The organism is Paenibacillus sp. CAA11 (assembly GCF_003060825.1).
GTDB lineage: Bacteria > Bacillota > Bacilli > Paenibacillales > Paenibacillaceae > Fontibacillus.
This window is the reverse complement of the sequence record NZ_CP028922.1, coordinates 2,564,537-2,585,565: the sequence shown is the minus strand read 5'-3', so window position 1 is coordinate 2,585,565 and position 21,029 is coordinate 2,564,537. Positions and strand designations below refer to the sequence as shown.

20 protein-coding genes and 1 riboswitch are annotated in these 21,029 nt (G+C 47.0%); of the genes, 16 read left to right on the top strand and 4 right to left on the bottom strand.

Annotated features, from left to right (window positions below):
• The first annotated feature begins 22 nt into the window (after nucleotides 1-22).
• The 6 genes from DCC85_RS11915 (at nucleotide 23) to DCC85_RS11890 (ending at nucleotide 5,677) form a co-directional block, all read left to right on the top strand.
• A complete protein-coding gene (locus DCC85_RS11915; RefSeq protein WP_108465787.1) occupies nucleotides 23-562 on the top strand; it encodes a hypothetical protein in 540 nt (179 codons plus the stop codon).
• Nucleotides 549-1,532 (top strand): hypothetical protein, encoded by a 984-nt coding sequence (locus DCC85_RS11910; RefSeq protein WP_108465786.1) that lies wholly within the window; start codon nucleotides 549-551, stop codon nucleotides 1,530-1,532. Before DCC85_RS11915 ends, DCC85_RS11910 begins: the two co-directional genes overlap by 14 nt.
• A 130-nt stretch (nucleotides 1,533-1,662) precedes the next feature.
• The gene (locus DCC85_RS11905; protein WP_108465785.1) at nucleotides 1,663-3,213 is read left to right on the top strand and encodes an ABC-F family ATP-binding cassette domain-containing protein; all 1,551 of its coding nucleotides are present in this window, start codon (nucleotides 1,663-1,665) and stop codon (nucleotides 3,211-3,213) included.
• A gap of 22 nt (nucleotides 3,214-3,235) precedes the next feature.
• A riboswitch (TPP riboswitch) is annotated at nucleotides 3,236-3,347 on the top strand.
• A 196-nt stretch (nucleotides 3,348-3,543) separates the two neighbouring features.
• On the top strand, nucleotides 3,544-3,747 hold the full coding sequence (gene thiS / locus DCC85_RS11900) for a sulfur carrier protein ThiS (protein ID WP_108465784.1): 204 nt from the start codon (nucleotides 3,544-3,546) through the stop codon (nucleotides 3,745-3,747).
• An 80-nt stretch (nucleotides 3,748-3,827) separates the two neighbouring features.
• The gene (locus DCC85_RS11895; RefSeq protein ID WP_108465783.1) at nucleotides 3,828-4,913 is read left to right on the top strand and encodes a MoeB/ThiF family adenylyltransferase; all 1,086 of its coding nucleotides are present in this window, start codon (nucleotides 3,828-3,830) and stop codon (nucleotides 4,911-4,913) included.
• Between the two features lie 74 nt (nucleotides 4,914-4,987).
• On the top strand, nucleotides 4,988-5,677 hold the full coding sequence (locus DCC85_RS11890) for a response regulator transcription factor (RefSeq protein WP_159081860.1): 690 nt from the start codon (nucleotides 4,988-4,990) through the stop codon (nucleotides 5,675-5,677).
• A gap of 67 nt (nucleotides 5,678-5,744) precedes the next feature.
• Here DCC85_RS11890 and DCC85_RS11885 read toward each other — a convergent pair whose 3' ends face one another.
• Complete coding sequence (locus DCC85_RS11885; protein ID WP_199909915.1) at nucleotides 5,745-6,260, bottom strand: C40 family peptidase; 516 nt, start codon at nucleotides 6,258-6,260, stop codon at nucleotides 5,745-5,747.
• Nucleotides 6,261-6,526: 266 nt separating this feature from the next.
• A complete protein-coding gene (locus tag DCC85_RS11880) occupies nucleotides 6,527-7,171 on the bottom strand; it encodes a thiamine diphosphokinase (RefSeq protein WP_108465781.1) in 645 nt (214 codons plus the stop codon).
• A gap of 158 nt (nucleotides 7,172-7,329) precedes the next feature.
• On the opposite strand from DCC85_RS11880, the gene DCC85_RS11875 reads away from it, so the two are divergent.
• Complete coding sequence (locus tag DCC85_RS11875; protein ID WP_108465780.1) at nucleotides 7,330-7,989, top strand: trimeric intracellular cation channel family protein; 660 nt, start codon at nucleotides 7,330-7,332, stop codon at nucleotides 7,987-7,989.
• Between the two features lie 46 nt (nucleotides 7,990-8,035).
• On the opposite strand, the gene DCC85_RS11870 is transcribed toward DCC85_RS11875, so the two are convergent.
• Nucleotides 8,036-8,764 carry an alpha/beta hydrolase gene (locus DCC85_RS11870; RefSeq protein WP_108465779.1) on the bottom strand — a complete coding sequence of 243 codons (729 nt, stop codon included), beginning with the start codon at nucleotides 8,762-8,764 and terminating at the stop codon, nucleotides 8,036-8,038.
• A gap of 252 nt (nucleotides 8,765-9,016) precedes the next feature.
• Here DCC85_RS11870 and pdhA point away from each other — a divergent pair, with 252 nt between their 5' ends.
• The 9 genes from pdhA to DCC85_RS11825 all read left to right on the top strand — a co-directional run bounded on the left by pdhA (nucleotide 9,017) and on the right by DCC85_RS11825 (nucleotide 20,210).
• Nucleotides 9,017-10,084: a pyruvate dehydrogenase (acetyl-transferring) E1 component subunit alpha gene (gene pdhA / locus DCC85_RS11865; protein ID WP_108465778.1), complete on the top strand. Its 1,068-nt coding sequence runs from the start codon at nucleotides 9,017-9,019 to the stop codon at nucleotides 10,082-10,084.
• 74 nt (nucleotides 10,085-10,158) lie between these two features.
• The gene (locus tag DCC85_RS11860; protein WP_108465777.1) at nucleotides 10,159-11,136 is read left to right on the top strand and encodes an alpha-ketoacid dehydrogenase subunit beta; all 978 of its coding nucleotides are present in this window, start codon (nucleotides 10,159-10,161) and stop codon (nucleotides 11,134-11,136) included.
• A 28-nt stretch (nucleotides 11,137-11,164) separates the two neighbouring features.
• Entirely contained in the window at nucleotides 11,165-12,775 is a 1,611-nt protein-coding gene (locus tag DCC85_RS11855) for a 2-oxo acid dehydrogenase subunit E2 (protein ID WP_108465776.1), read from the top strand.
• A 3-nt stretch (nucleotides 12,776-12,778) separates the two neighbouring features.
• Nucleotides 12,779-14,194: a dihydrolipoyl dehydrogenase gene (gene lpdA, locus DCC85_RS11850; protein WP_108465775.1), complete on the top strand. Its 1,416-nt coding sequence runs from the start codon at nucleotides 12,779-12,781 to the stop codon at nucleotides 14,192-14,194.
• 204 nt (nucleotides 14,195-14,398) lie between these two features.
• Complete coding sequence (gene thyA, locus DCC85_RS11845; RefSeq protein ID WP_108465774.1) at nucleotides 14,399-15,193, top strand: thymidylate synthase; 795 nt, start codon at nucleotides 14,399-14,401, stop codon at nucleotides 15,191-15,193.
• A 37-nt stretch (nucleotides 15,194-15,230) separates the two neighbouring features.
• On the top strand, nucleotides 15,231-15,719 hold the full coding sequence (locus DCC85_RS11840) for a dihydrofolate reductase (protein ID WP_108465773.1): 489 nt from the start codon (nucleotides 15,231-15,233) through the stop codon (nucleotides 15,717-15,719).
• 122 nt (nucleotides 15,720-15,841) lie between these two features.
• Complete coding sequence (locus DCC85_RS11835; RefSeq protein ID WP_108465772.1) at nucleotides 15,842-17,329, top strand: glutamate synthase subunit beta; 1,488 nt, start codon at nucleotides 15,842-15,844, stop codon at nucleotides 17,327-17,329.
• 225 nt (nucleotides 17,330-17,554) lie between these two features.
• On the top strand, nucleotides 17,555-17,794 hold the full coding sequence (locus DCC85_RS11830) for a hypothetical protein (RefSeq protein ID WP_108465771.1): 240 nt from the start codon (nucleotides 17,555-17,557) through the stop codon (nucleotides 17,792-17,794).
• Nucleotides 17,795-17,951: 157 nt separating this feature from the next.
• Nucleotides 17,952-20,210, top strand: coding sequence for a type IA DNA topoisomerase (locus tag DCC85_RS11825; protein WP_108465770.1), 2,259 nt, complete (start codon nucleotides 17,952-17,954; stop codon nucleotides 20,208-20,210).
• A gap of 29 nt (nucleotides 20,211-20,239) precedes the next feature.
• Here DCC85_RS11825 and DCC85_RS11820 read toward each other — a convergent pair whose 3' ends face one another.
• Nucleotides 20,240-20,968 (bottom strand): HAD family hydrolase, encoded by a 729-nt coding sequence (locus DCC85_RS11820; protein ID WP_108467835.1) that lies wholly within the window; start codon nucleotides 20,966-20,968, stop codon nucleotides 20,240-20,242.
• Nucleotides 20,969-21,029: the final 61 nt, after the last annotated feature.

Genomic DNA, 21,029 nt, shown 5'->3' with positions numbered 1-21,029 from the left:
AGGGGTTCAACTGACAAACGCTTTGTCCAAAATAACGGCCGCCCTGCTTGCTGTTCTCTTGCTATATTTCTATCCTACGATGCAGACCGCCAAGATGCAGGATGACTTATCGCTAATGTCCGTATATCGTGATCAGCAGCGCTTTGTGGACTCTGTCCGAACCAAGGGTTATATCACTCAGGGGATGTATGAGGAATTCAACCGCCAGTTAGGGCTGTCACTTCATGGATATGAGCTGAAAATGGAGCACCGTCATAAGGTGTATCAACCTGAGTATGCAGATACAGCAGATCCCACTACATTTCTGAATCAATATAATGTTGTAGATGAGGCTTTTTATACGGATGATATCTTAGAAAGTATGTATGGACAGCAGGGGACAGGAACGAATTTCGGAGATAGAAGATACTATCTTGAGAGCGGAGATTATTTTTCTGTTCAGATTAAATCTTCAGGAGAATTGTCGTCCGGGCCGCTTGAGCGGCTGCTGTACGGAGAGAGCCAGGCTATGTTAGCATCCCCGCTCATTTATGGAGGCATGGTGCTTAATGAAGATTACTAATTGGGCGATGATTTTTGTGATGGTCTTCAGTGGCTTGTTCTGGGCCGAAGATCTACATGCTGCTCAGCAAAGGGCGGGTTATTTGATTGAACAAAGGTATAATGCCGTAATTAGGACTGCTGCTCAGGATGGAGCGACCAGGCTGAATGAGAACGAGCTGCAGAAGTATGAAGCCGGCTACGACTCGGAGCGTTATTTTAGAGCTAACAAGGAGAGGGCTTTAAGTGCCTTGTTGAATACGCTATATGTTAACTTCGGAGTGGTGGACGATCCCTTAGCACAACAAGCGCTGTTGCAATATATCCCTGCGGTTCTGGTCATTGATTATGATGGATACTACATTTATTCTTCCCAGGAGACATTAAGTAAGAATGGCGAACCGCAAATCCAGCATCTATGGTCTGAGAAGAAGCCCTACACATTAATAGATGAGCAGGGAAAGGCAATCCGACTCACATTAGATGATCAAGTAGAGGTTTTAGACTCGCAGAGAAGACAATGGTCTCGCGGCAGGCGGGCAGAACTGGCTGCTTCTCAGGATATCACTATTCTTAAACAGGAGGCCCGCTTTGATGATATTCGCAGGACTACAATTGTCCGCTGCATAGAAGATGATCTGGCAGGGGTTATTAATAAGCACAATACATACGCTAGACAGACAGGACTCAAATATACGTTCACATTGCCAACAATTCCTGATGAGGATTGGGACAATACCTTAGCAGACGTTGGAATACTTGTATTCCTGCAGGGTATTCCGGTGGGAGAGCAATATTATAACAATTATAGCTTTGGGGGAGGACGGCTGATCAAACGGAAGGTTATTTATGGAGGTGTCGATCTAAGCAGCGGTATTAAATATTATTATCGTGAGTCTTGTAAGGGTAGCTATAAGCTTGAGGAAGTTTTTACGAATGAGCGTGAAGCAGCGGTGAGAGGATATTTTGAGGCTCCTTGTCTGACTAAATAGCTTTAATTTCGCTAAGGGATGAACACGATATTTCGGAAGTATGGCTCCTTGTGTTAATATAAGAGGGAATGCCGTAAATAGAGGCTGATAAGGCATTCATTATCATAGTGATAGGAGCCGTTTCATTACAATGAGTTTATTGACTGTAGATAATTTGTCTCATAATTTTGGAGACCGCACATTATTTAAGAATGTATCCTTTCGTTTACTGGCAGGCGAGCATGTAGGCTTGGTCGGTGCGAATGGGGTGGGAAAATCGACCTTAATGAATATACTCACCGGACAGCTGCTGAAGGACAGCGGAAAGGTAGAGTGGACGCCTAAGGTACGTTATGGTTACCTGGATCAGCATACAAAATTGACGCCAGGCAAGACGATTCGCGATGTCCTGAAAGACGCTTTTCTTCCTCTGCTGGAATTGGAGCAAGAGATGATGACCATTACAGAGAAAATGAGTGACGCCACACCGGAAGAGCTGGAAGAGCTTCTTGTACAGATGGGCGATATTCAGGAACAGCTGGAGCTGGGAGATTTCTATCTTATCGATGTTAAGGTGGAGGAAATGGCAAATGGTCTCGGGCTATCGGCTATCGGCTTAGATCGAGACGTGTCCGCCCTGAGCGGTGGTCAGCGGACAAAGGTACTGCTTGCCAAGCTTCTGCTGGAGAAGCCGAATGTTCTTCTCCTTGATGAGCCAACCAACTACCTGGACGTCGAGCATATTCAATGGTTGACGAATTACCTTCAAGAATATCCTTATGCCTTCATTCTGATCTCTCACGATACAGAGTTTATGAACAAGGTTGTTTCGGTCATTTACCATTTAGAATTTGCTAAATTGACCCGGTATTCGGCCAACTATGAGAAATTTCTTGAGATGGCTGATATCAATAAGAATCAGCATATTGATGCTTATGAGAAGCAGCGGGAGTATATTAAGAAACAGGAAGATTTTATTCAGCGCAATAAGGCCAGATATTCAACATCCGGCCGAGCTAAGAGCCGGGAGAAACAGCTGGACCGTCTGGAGCGAATCGATAAGCCGGAGGAAGCAGCTAAGCCTGTATTCGGCTTCAAAGAATCTCGCGCCAGCGGCAAGACGGTTTTCGAAGGAATTGATTTTGAGATCGGTTATTCCCATGCCCTGCTGCCGAAGATGAGTATGACTATTGAACGCGGCGAGAAGATAGCTATTGTTGGCTGTAATGGTGTGGGAAAATCAACACTGCTAAAGACCATTTTAGGGAAAATCCCACCAGTTAGCGGCAAAACATACACCGGCGATTTCCTGTATCCTGCTTACTTCGAGCAAGAAGTGCGTCCCGGGAATTTAACTCCAATCGATGACGTATGGAACGAATTCCCGCATCTGAATCAGCATGAGGTTCGTGCTCACTTGGCCCGCTGCGGTCTTAAGAACGAGCATATTACCCGTCAGCTCAGTGCACTAAGCGGTGGCGAGCAGGCGAAGGTACGTTTATGCAAGCTGATGATGCGTGAGACAAACTGGATTCTATTTGACGAACCTACGAATCACCTGGATGTTGCCGCCAAGGAAGAGCTAAAGCGGGCACTTAAGGAATTCAAAGGTACTGTGCTGCTTGTATCACACGAACCTGATTTCTATGAAGACTGGGTAACCAAGGTATGGGATGTTGAAGCTTGGTCAACACATAACTAAATCACTCCAGTTACACAATTGAATTATTCACTAGGGGAGCTGCGAATTAGGCGGCTGAGACGGGGGATGAATCTGCCGGACCCTTACAACCTGATCTGGATTATGCCAGCGTAGGGAAGTGGGTATTCGATATGGACATACGGCCTTTGCGGCGTATATTAATATGATCAGCGGAACAATACGGTGATTTTTAGTACAGTCACTGTGAAGACTTGCTGAACGCAGCCATATCGAGAATAGAGCCGCTTCCTTATGGAGGCGGTTCTTTGTTTGCTTGTTATTCAAGAACCCCTCCTTGGCTAACTTGAACGAAGGAGGAACAGCTTGGCTATGAAATTAACTATTAATGGACAGCTCGTTACCTGTTCTGGGAAAACAAGGACTATAAAGGAGCTGCTCACATATATTGGGCTGCATATGAACTCGGTTGTCGTGGAGGTCAATCATCAGATTGTGCCTATTGAGCAGCAGGCAAAGGAGCAGCTGCAGGACGGGGACCGCATAGAAATTATTCATTTTGTCGGAGGCGGATAAAAATAAAAATAATTATCTGCAAAGGCTATGATAGAATGTTTGGAGTAACGGGTTATAGTACGGCAGGGAGGAAATAGTTCATGCAAGAAAGCGACGTAAATGTAGAACAGACAGATGATAAAAAACTTCAGGTTCCTGAGGAAGAGGTGGAGCGCTACTCCAGACAGATCCGATTCGCTCCGATCGGCACCAAAGGCCAGGCAAAGCTGCTGCAATCCCACGTGCTTATTATTGGAGCGGGCGCACTGGGAACAGCAATTGCGGAAACACTGGCCCGAGGAGGCGTAGGAAGGCTCACGATCGCAGACAGAGATTATGTTGAATGGAGTAATCTGCAGCGTCAGCAGCTATTCTCTGAAGCGGATGCGAAGGAGAGACTACCGAAAGCGATCGCAGCTAAGCAAAGACTATCTGCCATCAATTCTAAAGTCGAGGTAGACGCGAGGGTAATGGATGTTACGGCAGAGGAACTTGAGCTTTTGGTCAAGGAAGTGGACCTGATTATGGATGCTACAGACAATTTTGAGACTAGATTAGTAATCAATGATATTTCTCAAAAGTGGCAGATTCCTTGGATTTATGGCGGCTGTGTAGGGAGCTATGGTATGACTTTTACCGTTCTTCCGGGTGATACACCTTGTCTTAACTGCCTCTTGCGTTCCGTTCCTTTCGGAGGGGATACCTGCGATACGGCGGGGATTATTCCTATGGCTGTTCACACGGTGGTTGCCCATCAGACAACAGAAGCCTTTAAGCTGCTAACCGGCCAGCAAGCTGCTCTGCGTGGAACCCTTCTGTCCTTCGATCTGTGGAGGAATGAACAAACTTCAATTAAGGTTGAGAATGCCAAGCAAGAGGATTGTCCTTCCTGCGGGCCAAACGCGGTATTTCCTTATTTGTCTGCAGAGAATCGAACCCGAAGTGAAGTTCTCTGCGGCAGGGATACGGTTCAGATCAGGCCGCCGTTCCGGCGGGAGATTGATTTGTCTCAGGCTGCCCAAAAACTTGAAGCCTTATGCGAAGGCAAGGTCGAGCGCAATCCCTTCTTGCTCGCTTATTCCATTGGAGGTCACAGAATGGTGCTATTTAAGGATGGACGCGCGTTAGTTCATGGAACGAAGAATATCGCGGAGGCTAAGACTCTGTATACACGTTATTTCGGCTAGAGGTATGAAGTCATTCCTCCTGTTGCAGAATAAGCAGAAGCACCGTGAATTTGGGTAAGAGGTGGCTGCTCAACTTGGAGGATTATATTCTGTTTATCAAGGATACCGACCCGACATACGCCTATATCATATCCCGAAAGCTGGCTGAACAAGGATTGGCTGTATTAACTGTAGACCAAACTGAACAAGTACAGGAACAGCTGAGGGAATCTAAGCCGATAGCCCTGCTTCTGGCGATAGACTGCGATCAAGATATTAGACTACGGTGGCTTGCACAGTTTAGAAGAGAAGCTAATGACATACTAATTCCGGTCATTGTCGTTGAACGGTGTCCATCAACAACTAGTCTGACTAGAGCGTTTGAGGCCGGAGCAGATGATTATTTGGGAAAAGGGGCACCTGTAGAAGAGTTGGCGGTCAGGCTGCGTCATTTACACAGCTTGTTTCGCAGGATGCAGCTGGATGAATTGTCTGTCTTAGCCTATGAGGATTTGCGTATAAGGCTACATGACCGCAAGGTCTATCGCGGGGAAGAGCTAATCAAATTGACGCCTAAGGAATATGAGCTGCTAGTATTCCTCGTTCATCGAGTTCACCGGGTTTGCTCACGAGAAGTGCTGCTTCAGGAAGTATGGGGTTATGAGTTTAATGTGGAGACGAACGTAGTGGACGTCTATATCAGACATTTGCGGGGGAAAATAGATCGGGGACGTTCACGTAAACTGATCCACACGGTTCGGGGAACAGGATATTTACTTGAGTGACTGTTGCCTAATAAGAGAGGCCCTATCCAATTGGATAAGGCCTCATTTGAGTGCTTAGGAATATGATTTAAAGAACGCGGCGTGCACTTAAATAAGTTCTCTTCCAGTTGCCGCTGTTCAAATTGGAGATCGTAACGCCCGGCTTACCATAAGTGTGCAAGATCTTACCGTTTCCGGCATAGATAGCTACATGTGTAACGTTATGGCCGTTCGCGCGGCTGCCGCTGGAGAAGAACACTAGATCCCCTACGCGCAGGCTGGCTTTAGATACAAATTTACCTACTTTAGATTGCTGAGCGGAAGTACGTGGAAGGGTAATTCCATAATGCTTAAAGACGTATTTTGTAAAAGAGGAGCAATCAAAATTTTTAGTGGTTGATGTAGATGCACCAAATTTATAAGGTCTACCTAAGAACTTCTTGCCATAGTTGATGATTTGCTGTCCTTTGGACACGCTGGTGCTCTGCGCTGTTGTTTGTGCATGAACGGTTTGTTGGCCGACTGCGGCGAATGCTGTGAAAGCAATTGTAGTTGCCAGTCCTACTGCCATTACCTTTTGGATATATCTGCGTTGCATTGTCATTGTTGTTATACCTCCAAAATGTTTTGTGTTCGGATGACTGAAGTATAACAGGTTTGATAAGGCCTATATTTTTCCACAGCTGCAGCAAACTTACGGCCCACATAGGTTTGGGCCTGATTATTAAAAAACGATTAAAGTTTACAAAAAATTAAGAAAATCTCCAGAATTCTGAACAAATAAAAAGTCCTAAATCCTTGTCATAACAAGGGTTTAGGACTGAATCTGAGGTCGGGCTTGACGCAGGATTGGTTACATAAATGTAATTATTAATCCTTGCTTTGAATGACGAGCAGCAGACCGCTCTCAATCTGAACAGTGCCTTCTTCGCCGAGAAGTTTGTTGCTGATTCCACGAGATTGCCCCATTTTCAGGGTTGCTTTGTCCAGTGGATACATAAAGCCACTTAGTGTAATTCCCGTTACTTCGGCAGTGATGGGAAGCAGGGACACATACGAAAATCCTCTATCGTGAACCGTACATGTGGAACCTGTTAAAGTAATATAGTTATTTTGATCCAAAATGGCACAGCTGACTTGATGCTGCATAGCTCTAATTAAAAGCTGGATATTGATAAAAGAATGGTCGAACCTTGAGCCGAGCACGCCGAAGAGCAGAATCTCTTCGGGCTGCTGATCCATGGCAACTTCGAAAGCAAGTTCTGTATCGGTCAGATTCTTATCAACGGGATCACAGGTGACGAGCTTGCGCCCCGTTTCTTTTACCTTTTCAAGTTCTTCCATAGTTACAGAATCAAAATCACCTACGGCCATATCAGGGACTATTCCATGCTCTACCAGAAACAGGGCTCCACGGTCAGCTCCAATAATGAAATCTCCCTGCTGGATGTGCTTCAGCTGATCCGCATGGTTGCTTCCTCCCGAAAAAATCAATACTCTGCTGGATGGTCGCATCTTTCGTTATCTCCTTCTTTAATTGAACATTGTATATTCCCAATTTTCTTTCTAATAGTATAGTTCAGATTTATGTCTTGCACAATTGAAGCGGGAAGGAATACAATGTTTACATCGTGGGTCAGCTTGAACGAAGAGAGGGTAGGACGAAGAACATCATGCATATCTTTGACATTTTCAGCATTATTGGTACGATTGCCTTCGCGATGTCCGGCGCATTTGTAGCCATGGAGGAAGATTACGACATCTTAGGAATTATGGTGCTGGGCCTGGCAACAGCATTTGGTGGAGGAATTGTCCGCAATGTGTTAATCGGGGTACCGGTAACCACGCTATGGAGCCAGGGTCCATTGATTATGCTGGCTATTTTCTCAGTAATCGCAGCTTTTGTCCTGCCTATGTCCTGGATCAAGCATTGGAAGAGGACGGAGGTCCTGTTTGATGCTATTGGCTTGTCGGCTTTTGCGATCCAAGGGGCGCTGTATGCGACACAAATGAAGCATCCCATCAGCGCGGTTATTGTAGCCGCGGTTCTGACAGGAATCGGTGGGGGGATCATAAGGGACTTGCTTGCCGGCAGAAAGCCGCTTGTCCTGCGGGATGAGATTTATGCGGTTTGGGCTATGCTGGCAGGGGCAATCGTCGGCTTAGGATGGACTCAGAGCAATGTTGAGCTCATTGTTTTGTTTGCTGCAGTGGTGATTTTTCGGATGTTCTCCGTACACTATCGCTGGAAGCTGCCAAGACGCTCTCTGAAGGTGGTTCCTGCTCAGCCGCAGTCGGATCAAGCCTTGATGAAATCAAGGAAAGCAGGCTAGTGAAAAAAGGAGGGAGGCTCAAGAAATGAGTCTCCCTCCTTTATGTTTATTTCAAGAAGTAGCTCAGCGCATCCGGCAGCTCCTGCTGCCAGAAGCCCCATAAGTGCTTGCCGTCCTTTTCGAAATAGACGACCTTTGCGCCGCGCTTCTCAAGCAGCTCTTTCGTCGAACGGTTCAGCGCCACAAAATCATAGATTCCTGTATCCGTTTGATAATCGCGCTCTTGCAATCCAACAACCATATATAAGGAAAGACCCGACAAATCTGTCTCCGCTGCAATCATTTCTTGTGAAGGAATGTAGTAGGCCCCAGACAAGCTAATAATTTTGGAGAAAAGGTCAGGCCGTTTCATGGCGATATGGAGCGAGACCGAGCCTCCTAAAGAATCTCCAGCCAAGATGCGTTCCTCACGGTTTTGACGAACCGGATAATTTTTTTCTACGTAGGGTATAATTTCTTCCGTGAAGCATGATGTATAGGCGTTAAATCGATTGCCGAAAGGAGCATATTCCGCAGTGCGTACAGAGGTGTTGACTTCAACACCAACAATAATGAATGGCTCAATATCCTCGTCAAGGATCAGGCGGTTGGCATGGGTTGCAATTCTACCAAAATTGAAGAACTCTTCACCATCCTGACAGTAGACAACCGGGTAACTCAGCACATCGTTATAGCCGGGGGGCAGATAAATGCGCAGCTTTCGTTTTTCACCCAAATAAGCACTTTCGATTTCCTCTTTGACCACGGTTCGTTTCAAGTATCTTGAATCCGTCATGACGCTCGTCACTCTCCCATTCCCGTTTTGCATTTGATAACGCGATCAGTTAAGATAACCATGTATTGGACAGCCCATACACTGTGACAATGATCACTGTTGTTATACTATTTTTGAAACGCTGTTATACATACAAAACAAGATTATTAATACATTTTGTAGTATATCCTTTGACTTCAACGGTGAAACAGATGTATAATAATTCTATAACAGCGGAACATGATATTCAAATTTTTTGTCGAGGTGAAGAAAATGAGCAAGGTTCCTTATGAAGTATATACCGAGGAAGTTGAAGCGTTGTCCGTGCTCTCGCCGGACGGTGAAATCGTTAACAAAAAACTTCTTCCTGAATTAACCGATGATCAGCTTAAAGAAATTATGTACCGTATGGTATTTACACGTACTTGGGACGAACGGGCTATCAACCTGGGTCGTCAAGGACGCCTTGGTTTCTACGCTCCTGTATCTGGTCAAGAAGCAACTATGGTCGGAAGTGAATTTGCACTTCAAAAAGAAGACTTCGTTTGTCCTGGTTACCGTGATATGCCGCAAATCGTATGGCACGGACTTCCGCTTTATCAAGCGTTCCTTTATTCCCGCGGACATCAACATGGCGGACAAATCCCTGAAGGTGTTAACGTCCTGATGCCACAGATCATCATCGGCGCGCAAATCCTTCATGCAATGGGTATTGCTATGGGCTTCAAACTGAAAAAACAAAAACAAGTCGTTATTACTTACACGGGTGACGGTGGATCTTCTGAAGGTGATTTCTACGAAGGTCTGAACTATGCTGGAGCATACAAGCTGCCGGTTATTTTCTTTGTTCAAAACAACGGCTATGCGATTACAACTCCGTTTGCTAAGCAAACAGCTGCTCTGTCCATTGCACACAAAGCTGTTGCTGCTGGTATCAAAGGTGTAAAGGTCGACGGCATGGACGTGCTCGCAGTTATCAAAGCTGTTCAAGACGCAGCTGAACGCGGCCGCAACGGCGAAGGCGCAACCTTGATCGAAGCTGTTACTTACCGTTTCCGTCCTCACTCCTTGTCTGACGATACTACTAAATATCGTACCAAAGAAGAAGAAGGACAATGGAGCGAGAAGGATCCGATTGCCCGCCTTGCAAAATACTTAGAGAAAAAAGGTCTGTGGACTGAAGAAGACACAGTTCGTGTTAAAGAAGAGGCGAAAGCTAAAGTGAACGAGCAAATCAAAAAGGCTGAGCAAACTGACAAGATGACTGTAGCTAGTCTGATCGACAGCATGTTCGAGACTACACCTAAGCATCTTGAAGAGCAAAAAGCTGATTTTCAATAATTGATCGTTATTAGCTTCAAATAGATAAGTCCATCCGGACGTGAACTGGAAATTGTTAAGGAGGAGTAATAGCAATGGCACAGATGAATATGAAAGAAGCGATCCGCGACGCAATGCGTGTGGAATTGAACCGCGACCCGAATGTCATGATCTTCGGGGAAGACGTAGGCCATGTAGGCGGTGTATTCCGTGTAACAGAAGGTCTGCAAAAAGAGTTTGGGGAAGAGCGTGTATTTGATACACCGCTGGCTGAATCCGCAATCGGCGGTTTGGCTTTTGGTCTCGGGATTCAAGGATTCCGTCCGATCGCTGAAATCCAATTTGTTGGTTTTATCTTTGAAGCATTGGACCAAATCCTGGTTCAAGCAGCTCGTGTGCGCTTCCGTTCCGGCGGCCGTTACAATGCGCCAGTCGTATTCCGCACTCCGTTCGGCGGCGGTGTAAAAGCGGCTGAGCTTCACACCGACTCATTGGAAGGTTTGATTGCCCAAACTCCGGGTATTAAATTGGTAGTGCCTTCCAACCCTTATGATGCTAAAGGTCTTTTGATCTCTGCCATCCGTGATAACGACCCTGTCTTCTTCATGGAGCACTTGAACCTGTACCATGCTTTCCGTACAGAAGTGCCAGACGGTGAATATACCGTTGAGCTGGGTAAGGCAAATGTCGTTCGTGAAGGTTCTGACGTAACGATTATTGCTTACGGTCTGATGGTTCACACAGCGCAAAAAGCTGCTGATGAGCTGGAGAAGAACGGAATCAAAGCTGAAGTGATTGACCTGCGGACACTCGTGCCGCTTGATATTGATACAATTGTAGCTTCCGTTAAGAAGACAAACCGCGCAATTGTGGTTCAAGAAGCGCAAAAGTCTGCTGGGATCGCTGCTGAAGTTATTGCACAAATCAACGAAAAAGCAATCCTGCACCTGGAAGCACCTGTTCTGCGTGTTACTGGTCCGGATACTGTTTATCCGTTCGCACAAATCGAAGATCAGTGGCTTCCGTCTCCGGCACGTGTCGTAGCCGCTGTCAATAAAGTTCTCGAATTTTAATTTATACAAACCAGAGGAGGTCTTTTCATTGGCAAAGTTTGAATATCGCTTTCCCGAGTTGGGCGAAGGCTTGCACGAGGGCGAGATCATCAAAATGCATATCAAGCCGGGCGATAAAGTAACCGACGAAGATATTATTATGGAAGTACAGAATGACAAGGCTGTTGTTGAAGTTCCTTGTCCTGTGAACGGTGTAGTACAAGAAGTATTTGGTACGGATGGCGCAGTATTCCGCGTGGGTCAAGTCGTAGCCGTAATTGAGGCTGAAGGCGACATTCCTGAGCAAGAAGCTGCTCCAGAATCCCATAGCGAGCCTGCAGCTCCGGCAGCTGAAGCTGCGCCAGCACCTGTTGCTGCAGCGGGTTCTACCAAATTCCAGTACTTGTTCCCTGAACTTGGTGAAGGTCTGCATGAAGGCGAAATTATCAAAATGCATATTAAACCAGGTGATAAAGTAACCGATGAGGACATCATCATGGAAATTCAAAACGATAAAGCTGTAGTTGAAGTTCCTTGTCCAGTCAACGGTACAGTGCTTGAAGTGTTCGGTAAAGACGGCGCTGTCTTCCGCGTGGGTCAGGTTGTGGCTGTTATTGATGCTGAAGGTGATGTGCCTGAGCAAGAGTCCGCGCCTGCACAAGCTGCAGCACAAGAAGCTGACGCTGCTAAGGGCGGAGCTAACACTGCAGGTACCGTTCCGGGTGCTCCAAATGCAGAAGTACTGGCTACTCCAAGCGTCCGCAAATTTGCTCGTGAGCAAGGCGTAGACCTGGCACAAGTGAAGGGCAGCGGCAAAGCTGGCAAGATCACTAGAGAAGACGTAGAAGCCTTCAAGAAAGGCGGCGCTGCGGCTCCAGCAGCTCCGGCAGCACAAGAAGCTCCTAAGGCTTCCGCTCCAGCTGCTTCTAAACCAGCGGCTTCTGCTCCTGCGGCTAATGGGGAAGAAGAACGCGTACCATTCAAGGGTATCCGCAAAGCGATTTCCAACGCTATGGTTAAATCCGCTTATACAGCTCCTCACGTTACGATCATGGACGAAGTTGACGTAACCGAGCTTGTAGCGTTCCGTACCCGCATGAAGCCGATCGCTGAGAAGAAAGGCGTTAAGGTAACTTACCTGCCATTCATCGTTAAAGCACTCGTTGCTGCTTCCCGTCAATTCCCTGCGCTTAACGCATCTATTGACGAAGAGAACAACGAAATTGTTTACAAGAAGTACTACAATATCGGTATTGCTACAGATACAGACAACGGTTTGATCGTTCCTGTGATCAAGGATGCAGACCGTAAGAGCATTTGGATGATCGCTGATGCAATCCGTGACCTGGCTGCTCGCGGCCGTGACGGTAAGCTGAGCCCTGCTGAAATGAAGGGCAGCTCGATCTCCATCACTAATATCGGTTCTGCTGGCGGTATGTTCTTTACTCCAATTATTAACTATCCTGAAGTTGCAATTCTGGGTACTGGACGCATCTCCGAGAAACCGGTTGTGAAGAACGGTGAGATCGTAGCAGCACCTGTAATGGCTCTTTCGTTGAGCTTTGACCACCGCTTGATCGATGGCGCAACTGCTCAAAACTTCATGAACTACATTAAACAACTGCTCGCTAACCCTGAGCTGCTTGTTATGGAGGTGTAATCAATGGTAGTAGGAGACGCTTCTCTTGATATCGATACATTAGTCATTGGTGCAGGTCCTGGTGGTTATGTAGCGGCAATCCGTGCCGCTCAGCTGGGCCAAAAGGTTCTGATTGTAGATAAATCCGAAGTGGGCGGCGTGTGCTTGAACCGCGGATGTATCCCATCTAAAGCACTGATTGCAGCTGCTCATCAATATGAGTCTGCACAGCATGGAAGTGCATTCGGTGTTACTGCTGAGAATGTCAAAGTGGACTTTGGCAAAACTCAAGAATTTAAGAACAGTGTTGTTAAAAAGCTGACTGGCGGCGTTGCTGGTCTGCTCAAAGGCAACAAGGTTGAAGTATTCAACGGTGAGTGCATGTTCATTAACGAGAACGAGGCGCGCTGCTTTAACGAGCATGAATCCCCTCGCTACCGTTTCAAGAACTGCATTATCGCTACGGGTTCCCGTCCGATTGAGCTTAAGCCATTCCCATTCGGCGGACGCATCTTGTCTTCTACCGAAGCTTTGGAACTGCCAGAAATTCCAAAAAGCCTCGTGCTGATCGGTGGCGGATACATCGGTGCCGAGCTTGGCCAAATGTACTCCAAATTTGGTACAAAGGTAACCATCATTGAAGGTATGGACAGCATCCTGCCTGGATTTGACAAGGATATGACTCGTCTGGTTGCCAAGAACATGGCGAAGACAAATATCGAGATCATCACTAACGCTAAGGCTGAAAGTGCTGAACAGAACGATAAAGAAGTTACAGTTAAGTACTCTGTGAATGGTGAGAGCAAAGAGATCACTGCAGATTATCTGCTCGTAACTGTTGGCCGTCGTCCTAACACAGACGGAGATCTTGGACTTGAGCTTGCGGGCGTTAAAGTTGGTGAGCGCGGTCTGATCGAAGTCGACCACCAAGGCCGTACTTCCAACCCGAATATCTTCGCAATTGGCGATGTAGTTGCAGGACCAGCGCTTGCACACAAAGCTTCTTATGAAGGTAAGGTAGCTGCTGAAGCGATCTCTGGTCAGCCTTCTGTAGTAGACTACAAAGCTATTCCTGCTGTTTGCTTCACGGATCCAGAATGTGCTAGCGTAGGCTACACTGAGAAGGAAGCTAAAGACAAAGGATACAAAGTTAAAGCTGGCAAGTTCCCATTTGCAGGTAACGGCCGCGCTTTGTCCCTGAATCAACCAGATGGCTTCATCAAGCTGATTGCTCATGAGGATAACCATGTAGTGATTGGTGCTCAAGTTGTGGGTATTGAAGCCTCCAACCTGATTGCTGAGCTGGGCCTGGCGATTGAAATGGGCGCTACCTTGGAGGATATCTCCTTGACTATTCACGCTCACCCTACCCTGGGCGAAATCGTGATGGAAGCTGCCGAATTGGTAGAAGGTCACCCTATTCACGTGATTTCTCGCTAATATATCGTTACTTAGAACAAGCAAAGGTGCTGCTGCGCCTTTGCTTGTTTTTTTTATTTAAAATCTGGTAGGTTACCAATAGGAATTGCTTATCAGTGTGCCTGCCTTTTTCTGTTCAGAGGCTGTATATATAAATGTCACATACTTTGTTATAATTAACGATAAACTGCTTTACAATGCTATTTTAGTCGGATGAGGTGTAACGTGAGAAACTATTTGAATTTACTTGAAGATATTCTGGAACATGGGACCGAAAGAGGAGATCGAACTGGTACGGGAACAATTTCCGTATTCGGCCGCCAGCTGAGATTTGATCTTGCTAAAGGATTCCCGCTGATTACCACGAAGCGAATCCATCTTAAATCAGTCATTCATGAGTTGCTGTGGTTCCTCAGCGGTGAGACCAATATTGCGTATCTCCAAGAAAACGGGGTTACCATTTGGGATGAATGGGCAGATGAGAATGGCAATTTGGGACCGGTGTACGGCTCACAGTGGCGTTCGTGGCAAGGAGCTAATGGAGAGGTTATTGATCAGATTACAAAAGTGATCGATTCAATTAAGCGTAACCCTGAATCTAGACGCCATCTGGTCAGCGCATGGAATGTTGCGGAAGTAGATCGGATGCAGCTGCCGCCATGCCATTTTGCTTTCCAATTCTATGTGGCCGATGGGAAGTTATCTTGTATGTTCAATATGCGCTCCGTTGATACGTTCCTAGGCCTGCCTTTTAATATTGCGAGTTATGCTTTGCTCACCCATATGATAGCTCAGCAATGTGAACTGGAGGTCGGTGAGCTAATTTGGTCTGGAGGAGACGTGCATATATATAGCAATCATTTGGAGCAGGTGAAGACCCAGCTAGCCCGTGAACCTTATGATTTGCCAGAGTTAAAAATCAATCGGAAACCGGATTCTATTTTCGATTATAAATATGAGGACTTTGAGTTTGTAAACTATCAGCATCACCCTGGCATTAAGGCCCCGATAGCCATTTAATGATGGGTTGATACTTTGATGTGGAGGAGAGATGACTATGAGCCTCACTCTGATATGGGCCATGGCCAAAAACCGCGTGATCGGGCGCGATAATAAGCTTCCTTGGAGACTGCCTTCGGATTTAGCCTTTTTTAAAGCGCAAACCACAGGCAAAATCATCGTAATGGGGCGTAAGACATGGGAGTCAATGGGAAGCAAACCACTGCCAAACCGTACAAACCTGGTGCTTACCCGCGATAAAGCGTTTAAGCCGAAAGGCGCTGAAGCAATTTATTCCATAGAACAGGTTCTGGAATTAAGCAAGGAGCAGGAGGTCATGATCATTGGCGGAAGTGAAATTTTCTTGCTATTCCTGCCTTTGGCGGACCGTCTCCTAGTGACTCTCATCAATGAAGAGATTGAAGGCGATGTGGTGATGCCTGATTTTGACCTCTCAAAATTTGAGCTTACGGATGAAAAACAGGGAGTTCGTGATGAGAAAAATCCCTATGATTACAGATTTTTAACGTATGATCGAATTTTTTAATATGTATAATAGTGCAAATATTTAATGGAATAGTCCATTAAACTAAGCTCTTCGCAGGTGCTAAACTATTTGAAACATCGACACCAGATCAGTAAACAAGCAAGAGAGATGGGGGAAAGTAAATGTCTACACCAACGGGTTTTATGGAATACAAGCGCCAGCTGCCAGCAGATCGGAGTCCATTGGAACGGATTAAAGACTGGGAAGAATTCCACAAACATATGTCGGAAGAAGAACTGCGTACGCAGGGAGCCCGTTGTATGGATTGCGGTACCCCTTATTGCCATACAGGCATGGATATGACGGGAGGAACCTCGGGATGTCCTGTACACAATCTGATTCCAGAGTGGAATAATCTAGTTTACCGTAATCAGTGGAAGGAAGCGCTTGATCGTCTGCATAAGACGAACAACTTTCCGGAATTTACTGGACGTGTCTGTCCGGCGCCTTGCGAGGGCTCATGTACAGTAGGCTTGATTGGACAGCCTGTTACGATTAAGACAATTGAACAAGCGATTATTGATAAAGGATTCGAAGAGGGATGGGTCGTGCCTAACCCGCCTGAGAAACGGACGGGCCGAAGAGTGGCCGTGGTCGGCTCTGGACCTGCTGGTCTCGCCTGTGCAGCACAGCTGAATAAAGCTGGTCACGAGGTAACCGTCTATGAGAGAGCGGACCGGATTGGCGGACTGCTTACTTACGGTATCCCTACGATGAAGCTTGACAAGGCTGTAGTTCAGCGCAGAGTAGGTTTGCTGGCTGCTGAAGGAGTTAAGTTCATCACAAATACGGAGATCGGCAAAGATATACCTGCGAAGCAGCTGGTGGATGAATTTGATGCGGTTGTACTGTGCGGAGGCGCAACCAAACCGCGTGAATTCAATATTGAAGGCAGTGACTTGAACGGGGTGCAGTATGCAATGCCTTATCTGAACGGCACGATTAAGAGTTACCTTGACAGCGGTCTGGAAGATGGCAGCTACTTGTCTGCCAAGGACAAAGATGTCATTGTGATCGGAGGCGGAGACACTGGTTCAGACTGTGTAGCTACAGCGCTTCGCCATGGCTGCCGCAGTGTTACCCAGTTCGGTACACATGCCAAGGCTCCACTCGAGCGGGACCAGGTTCAGAATCCTTGGCCGCAATTCCCGAACGTGTACACATTGGATTATGCGCAGGAAGAGGCCAAAGCACTTTATGGTGAAGATCCGCGTGAGTTCTCTATTATGACTACTAAATTTGTTGGGGATGAGAATGGCAATCTCAAGGAGCTGCATACCATTCAAATTCAGCGTACCGTTGATGAGACCGGACGCAAGATTTATCAGCCTGTCCCAGGGACTGAACGGGTTTTCCCAGCTCAGCTAGCGCTGATCGCCATTGGTTTTGACGGACCGGAGCAAACTTTGGTGGAACAGCTGGGTCTTGCAACGGATCGCCGGACCAATGTGAAAGCGGGATACGGTAAATTTAAGACCAGCGTGGACAAAGTGTTCGCAGCTGGAGATATGCGCCGCGGCCAGAGTCTTGTAGTTTGGGCAATTCACGAGGGACGCGAAGCCGCTCGTGAGGTTGACAAATTTTTGACAGGCGCTACGGTTTTGGTCTAAGTCCTATTAATTTTTCATATGATTACTAAGCTTGTGCTTTTTCCATACCAGACGTCATGAAGGCAGCTGCTGGGAGGGGGCACAAGCTTTGTTAGTTATATAGAATGAACTAAAGCGATGAATGTTATAGGGCCGTATTAATATAAATAGAAAGGTCAATGTAAAACTTTAGATCAATCTATATAGAAGAATCATTCAAAGTCTAATGGAGGAGGAGGTCGTGATATGAGACTATTTTTTGATTTTTACTTTACCGGGGGCGGTAAGAAAGAGGTAGAGATCAAGCAGGAGTTCAGAATGACGGAAGCCGAGATTGATGAGACGATCGAGGAGTTCTCAGAGGTGTTTTACGAGGCCTTTAAAGCAGGGGAACCCGGTGCCTTCAAAACGACTACAGGTGAGAATAAGCTGTTTGTTGTTAATTTGCAGAAGGTAGACTACATAGAGTTTAGAAAAGAAGAGTAGGCCTTAGAGTAGTGAATGGTCAAAATGAGGCCTCCTAAGGTTTAGCCGGGTTCGGCAGAATTGTGATATAGTAGTGTTATAAGCATGGCAGAAGAGGACTTTCGCGCTTGTTGGCGAAAGTCCTCTTCTGTGGACAAGCGAAAGAGGGGAAGTTTGTTTGAAAACGCTCGTTATTGCCGAGAAGCCAGATATGGGCCGGACGATTAGCGCTGTGATTGAACCGCGGGCGAAGAATAACCGTTCCTATTTAGAGGGTGAGAATTATATCATCACCTGGGCGATTGGCCATTTGCTCGGATTGGCTGAGCCAGATGCATATGATCCGAAATATAAGAGATGGAATTTCTCAGACCTGCCAATTCTGCCTGAGAGCTTTAAGATCGTTCCCAATCCTAAGACAAAGGACCAGCTAAAGACGATTGGAGAGCTGTCCAAACGGTGTGACAAGATCGTTAATGCCTGTGATGCCGGGCGGGAGGGGCAGTATATTTTTGCACTCATTCAGCAGCAGTTAAAGTTAACGCAGCCGGTTCGCCGGCTGTGGATATCAGATCTGACGGCGGAGAGTATTGCCAAGGGATTTGAAAGTCTAAGAGACAGCCGGGAGTTTGACAATTTGACGCTCGCTGCACGTGCCCGCAGTGAGGCGGATTGGCTGATTGGGATGAATGCGTCCAGAGCGTTTACGACCAAGCACCGGGAGCTGCTGTCCGTAGGACGAGTTCAGACTCCCGTGCTGGCGCTCATTTACGACCGTCAGAAGGAGATAGAGTCCTTTGAATCTCAGACCTTCTATGAGGTAAAGGCGGCATTTAACCAGAATGACCGGAAGTACAGCGGAACCTGGCAGGGTGACCGATTAACTGATCCGCAGAAAGCTGCAGCTATAGCGGACAAGGTTAACGGTCAAGAAGGACGGATTGTAGAGTATGAAGTGAAAGAAACGAAGGAATATCCTTTTAAACTGTATGACTTAACCTTGCTTCAGCGGGAGGCTAACGCCAAGTACGGCTACTCCGCCAAGAAGACCTTGGATCTTGCTCAAGCTTTGTATGAGAAGCATAAGGTCATCTCATATCCCCGGACGAACTCCAACTATGTTACCGAGCAAAATATCGACGGCATGCAGAAGGCGCTCCATATGCTGAAATCTACCGATTATCGGGATTTGGCTAATGGCGCCGATTCACGCAGGGTGCATAAAGGGAATAAGTCTGTTTGTAACCCTGAGCGTGTGGAAGACCACCATGCGATCCTGCCCACGCTGAAGCGGCCGGGCACCCTGAGCAAGGATGAGCAAAATTTATATGACCTTGTCATCCGAAGATTCCTATCGCACTTCTATCCGCCAGCAGAATACAAGCAGCATACCGTCATGACCGAAGTGGAGAAGGAGCGGTTCAAGACGAATGTTAAGGAGCTCCTGTCTCTGGGCTGGAAGGTATGTCAGAGTACAGAGGAGACTTCAGGCGGAGCCAAATCCGGAAGTCGGGGCAGGAAGAAGGACGACGAGGAGGACGAAGAGCTGGTTAGCGATCCTTTCTCGCTGGAGCGAAATCTTCCGGTAAAATGTACGGCAGCGGAAGCGAAAGAGAAGGCGACCAAGCCTCCTAAAGCTTATACGGAAGGCACGCTGCTCAAAGCTATGGAAAGTGCCGGCAAGCAGCTGGAAAATGAGGAGCTGCGTGAGGTAATGAAGGATGCGGGATTAGGTACACCTGCCACCCGAGCAGCTACGATTGAGCGCCTGAAGAAGGTCGGCTACATCTCTATGCAGGGTAAGAAGATTACCGTTACGACGAAGGGGAGAGCTGCGATCGAGCTGATTCGGCATGCCGGTGTTGAACTGCTAACCTCGCCGGAAATGACGGGCCAGTGGGAACGCAGGTTGTACCAGATCTCGAAAGGGGAAGCGGGCGGCGATAAATTCATGGAGAATGTGAAGAGGTTCACCGTTTCCATTATCGAGAAGGTTCGCACCCAGCCGAAGGCGGATGCTTCCCTATTTGAAGCCTCTGCCAAGGAGAAGCCATCCGGGCGCGGCAGGGCCAGGAGCAGTGCGGGAAGACAGCGTTCAGAAGGAGAACAGAAATCTATGCCCCGTAATACCGCAGGGAGGAACTCTTCATCTTCTTCCGAACGTAAGTTGTTAGGGTCCTGTCCAAGAGAAGGCTGCGGGGGGCAGATGATTGAAGGGAAGAAGGGATATGGCTGCACTCATTTTAAGCAGGGCTGCGGTTTTGTGATCTGGAAGGAATTCGCTGGCAAGCGGATTACTGAGACGATGCTGACGGCTTTGCTGACAAAGGGTAACACCCAGCTGCTCACCTTCAAAGATTCGGCCTCCGGTGATTATAAGGCCCGGATTATTTTGACGGATAAGGCCAGTGGGAAGCTCGCTCTCGAACGAAGTTAAATGTTGCACAAAAAAACACAAACGGACCCTCAGAGGGTCCGTTTGAAAGCTTTAAGAGACATATGCTCTGCAATAATCCCCGGAACTTCTTCCAGGGAAGAGACAGTGTACATAACTGCATCCGGGTTGTTCTTGAGTTCGATCATATTGTAGACCCATTCATCGGGACGCTTAATATATATGGTGTTGATGCCTGCCTGTAGGGCAGGCTCAATGTCAGTGCGCAGGCTGTTGCCGATCATCCAAGTTACATTGCGGTCAAAAGAATGGAAACCTAAAATCTCCTCCAGCGCCTGAACATTCTTATGCCTCCGGATATAAATCCGGTCTTTGAAATATGCGCTCAGTTTCATCTGATCGATCTTGCGTTGCTGGATTTCGTTCTCACCTCCGGTGTATAAGAACAGCTCATGCCCTTGATGGCTTAGAATTTCCAGGGTTTCTACCATTCCGGGGTAAGGCTCCACCTTCTGTTCATAGACGCTTAAGCCTAGCTTGGTGAGCCTAAGCTCTTCGAGATCGTTTGCCGGGCGGTTCAGTGCATGTGAAAAATAACGGTACGTATCGACCAAGGATTGAGGAAAATGAGAGCTGGTAAAGCCGATTTGATGAACGCCGGCTACGTCGATTTCGATTTGCTTGGAGCGTATGTCTTGTTCGGATAGCCGCTCGGCGCCAAACCATTCCTGCAGTTGGTTTGCGAATTCTGCAAGCACCTGATCGAAATATTTGTTGCAGTACACAAGCGTATCATCCATATCAAAAATAATTTGTTGTTTTAATCCTGTTGTTTTCAAAACGGGTGTTCACTCCTTCAGT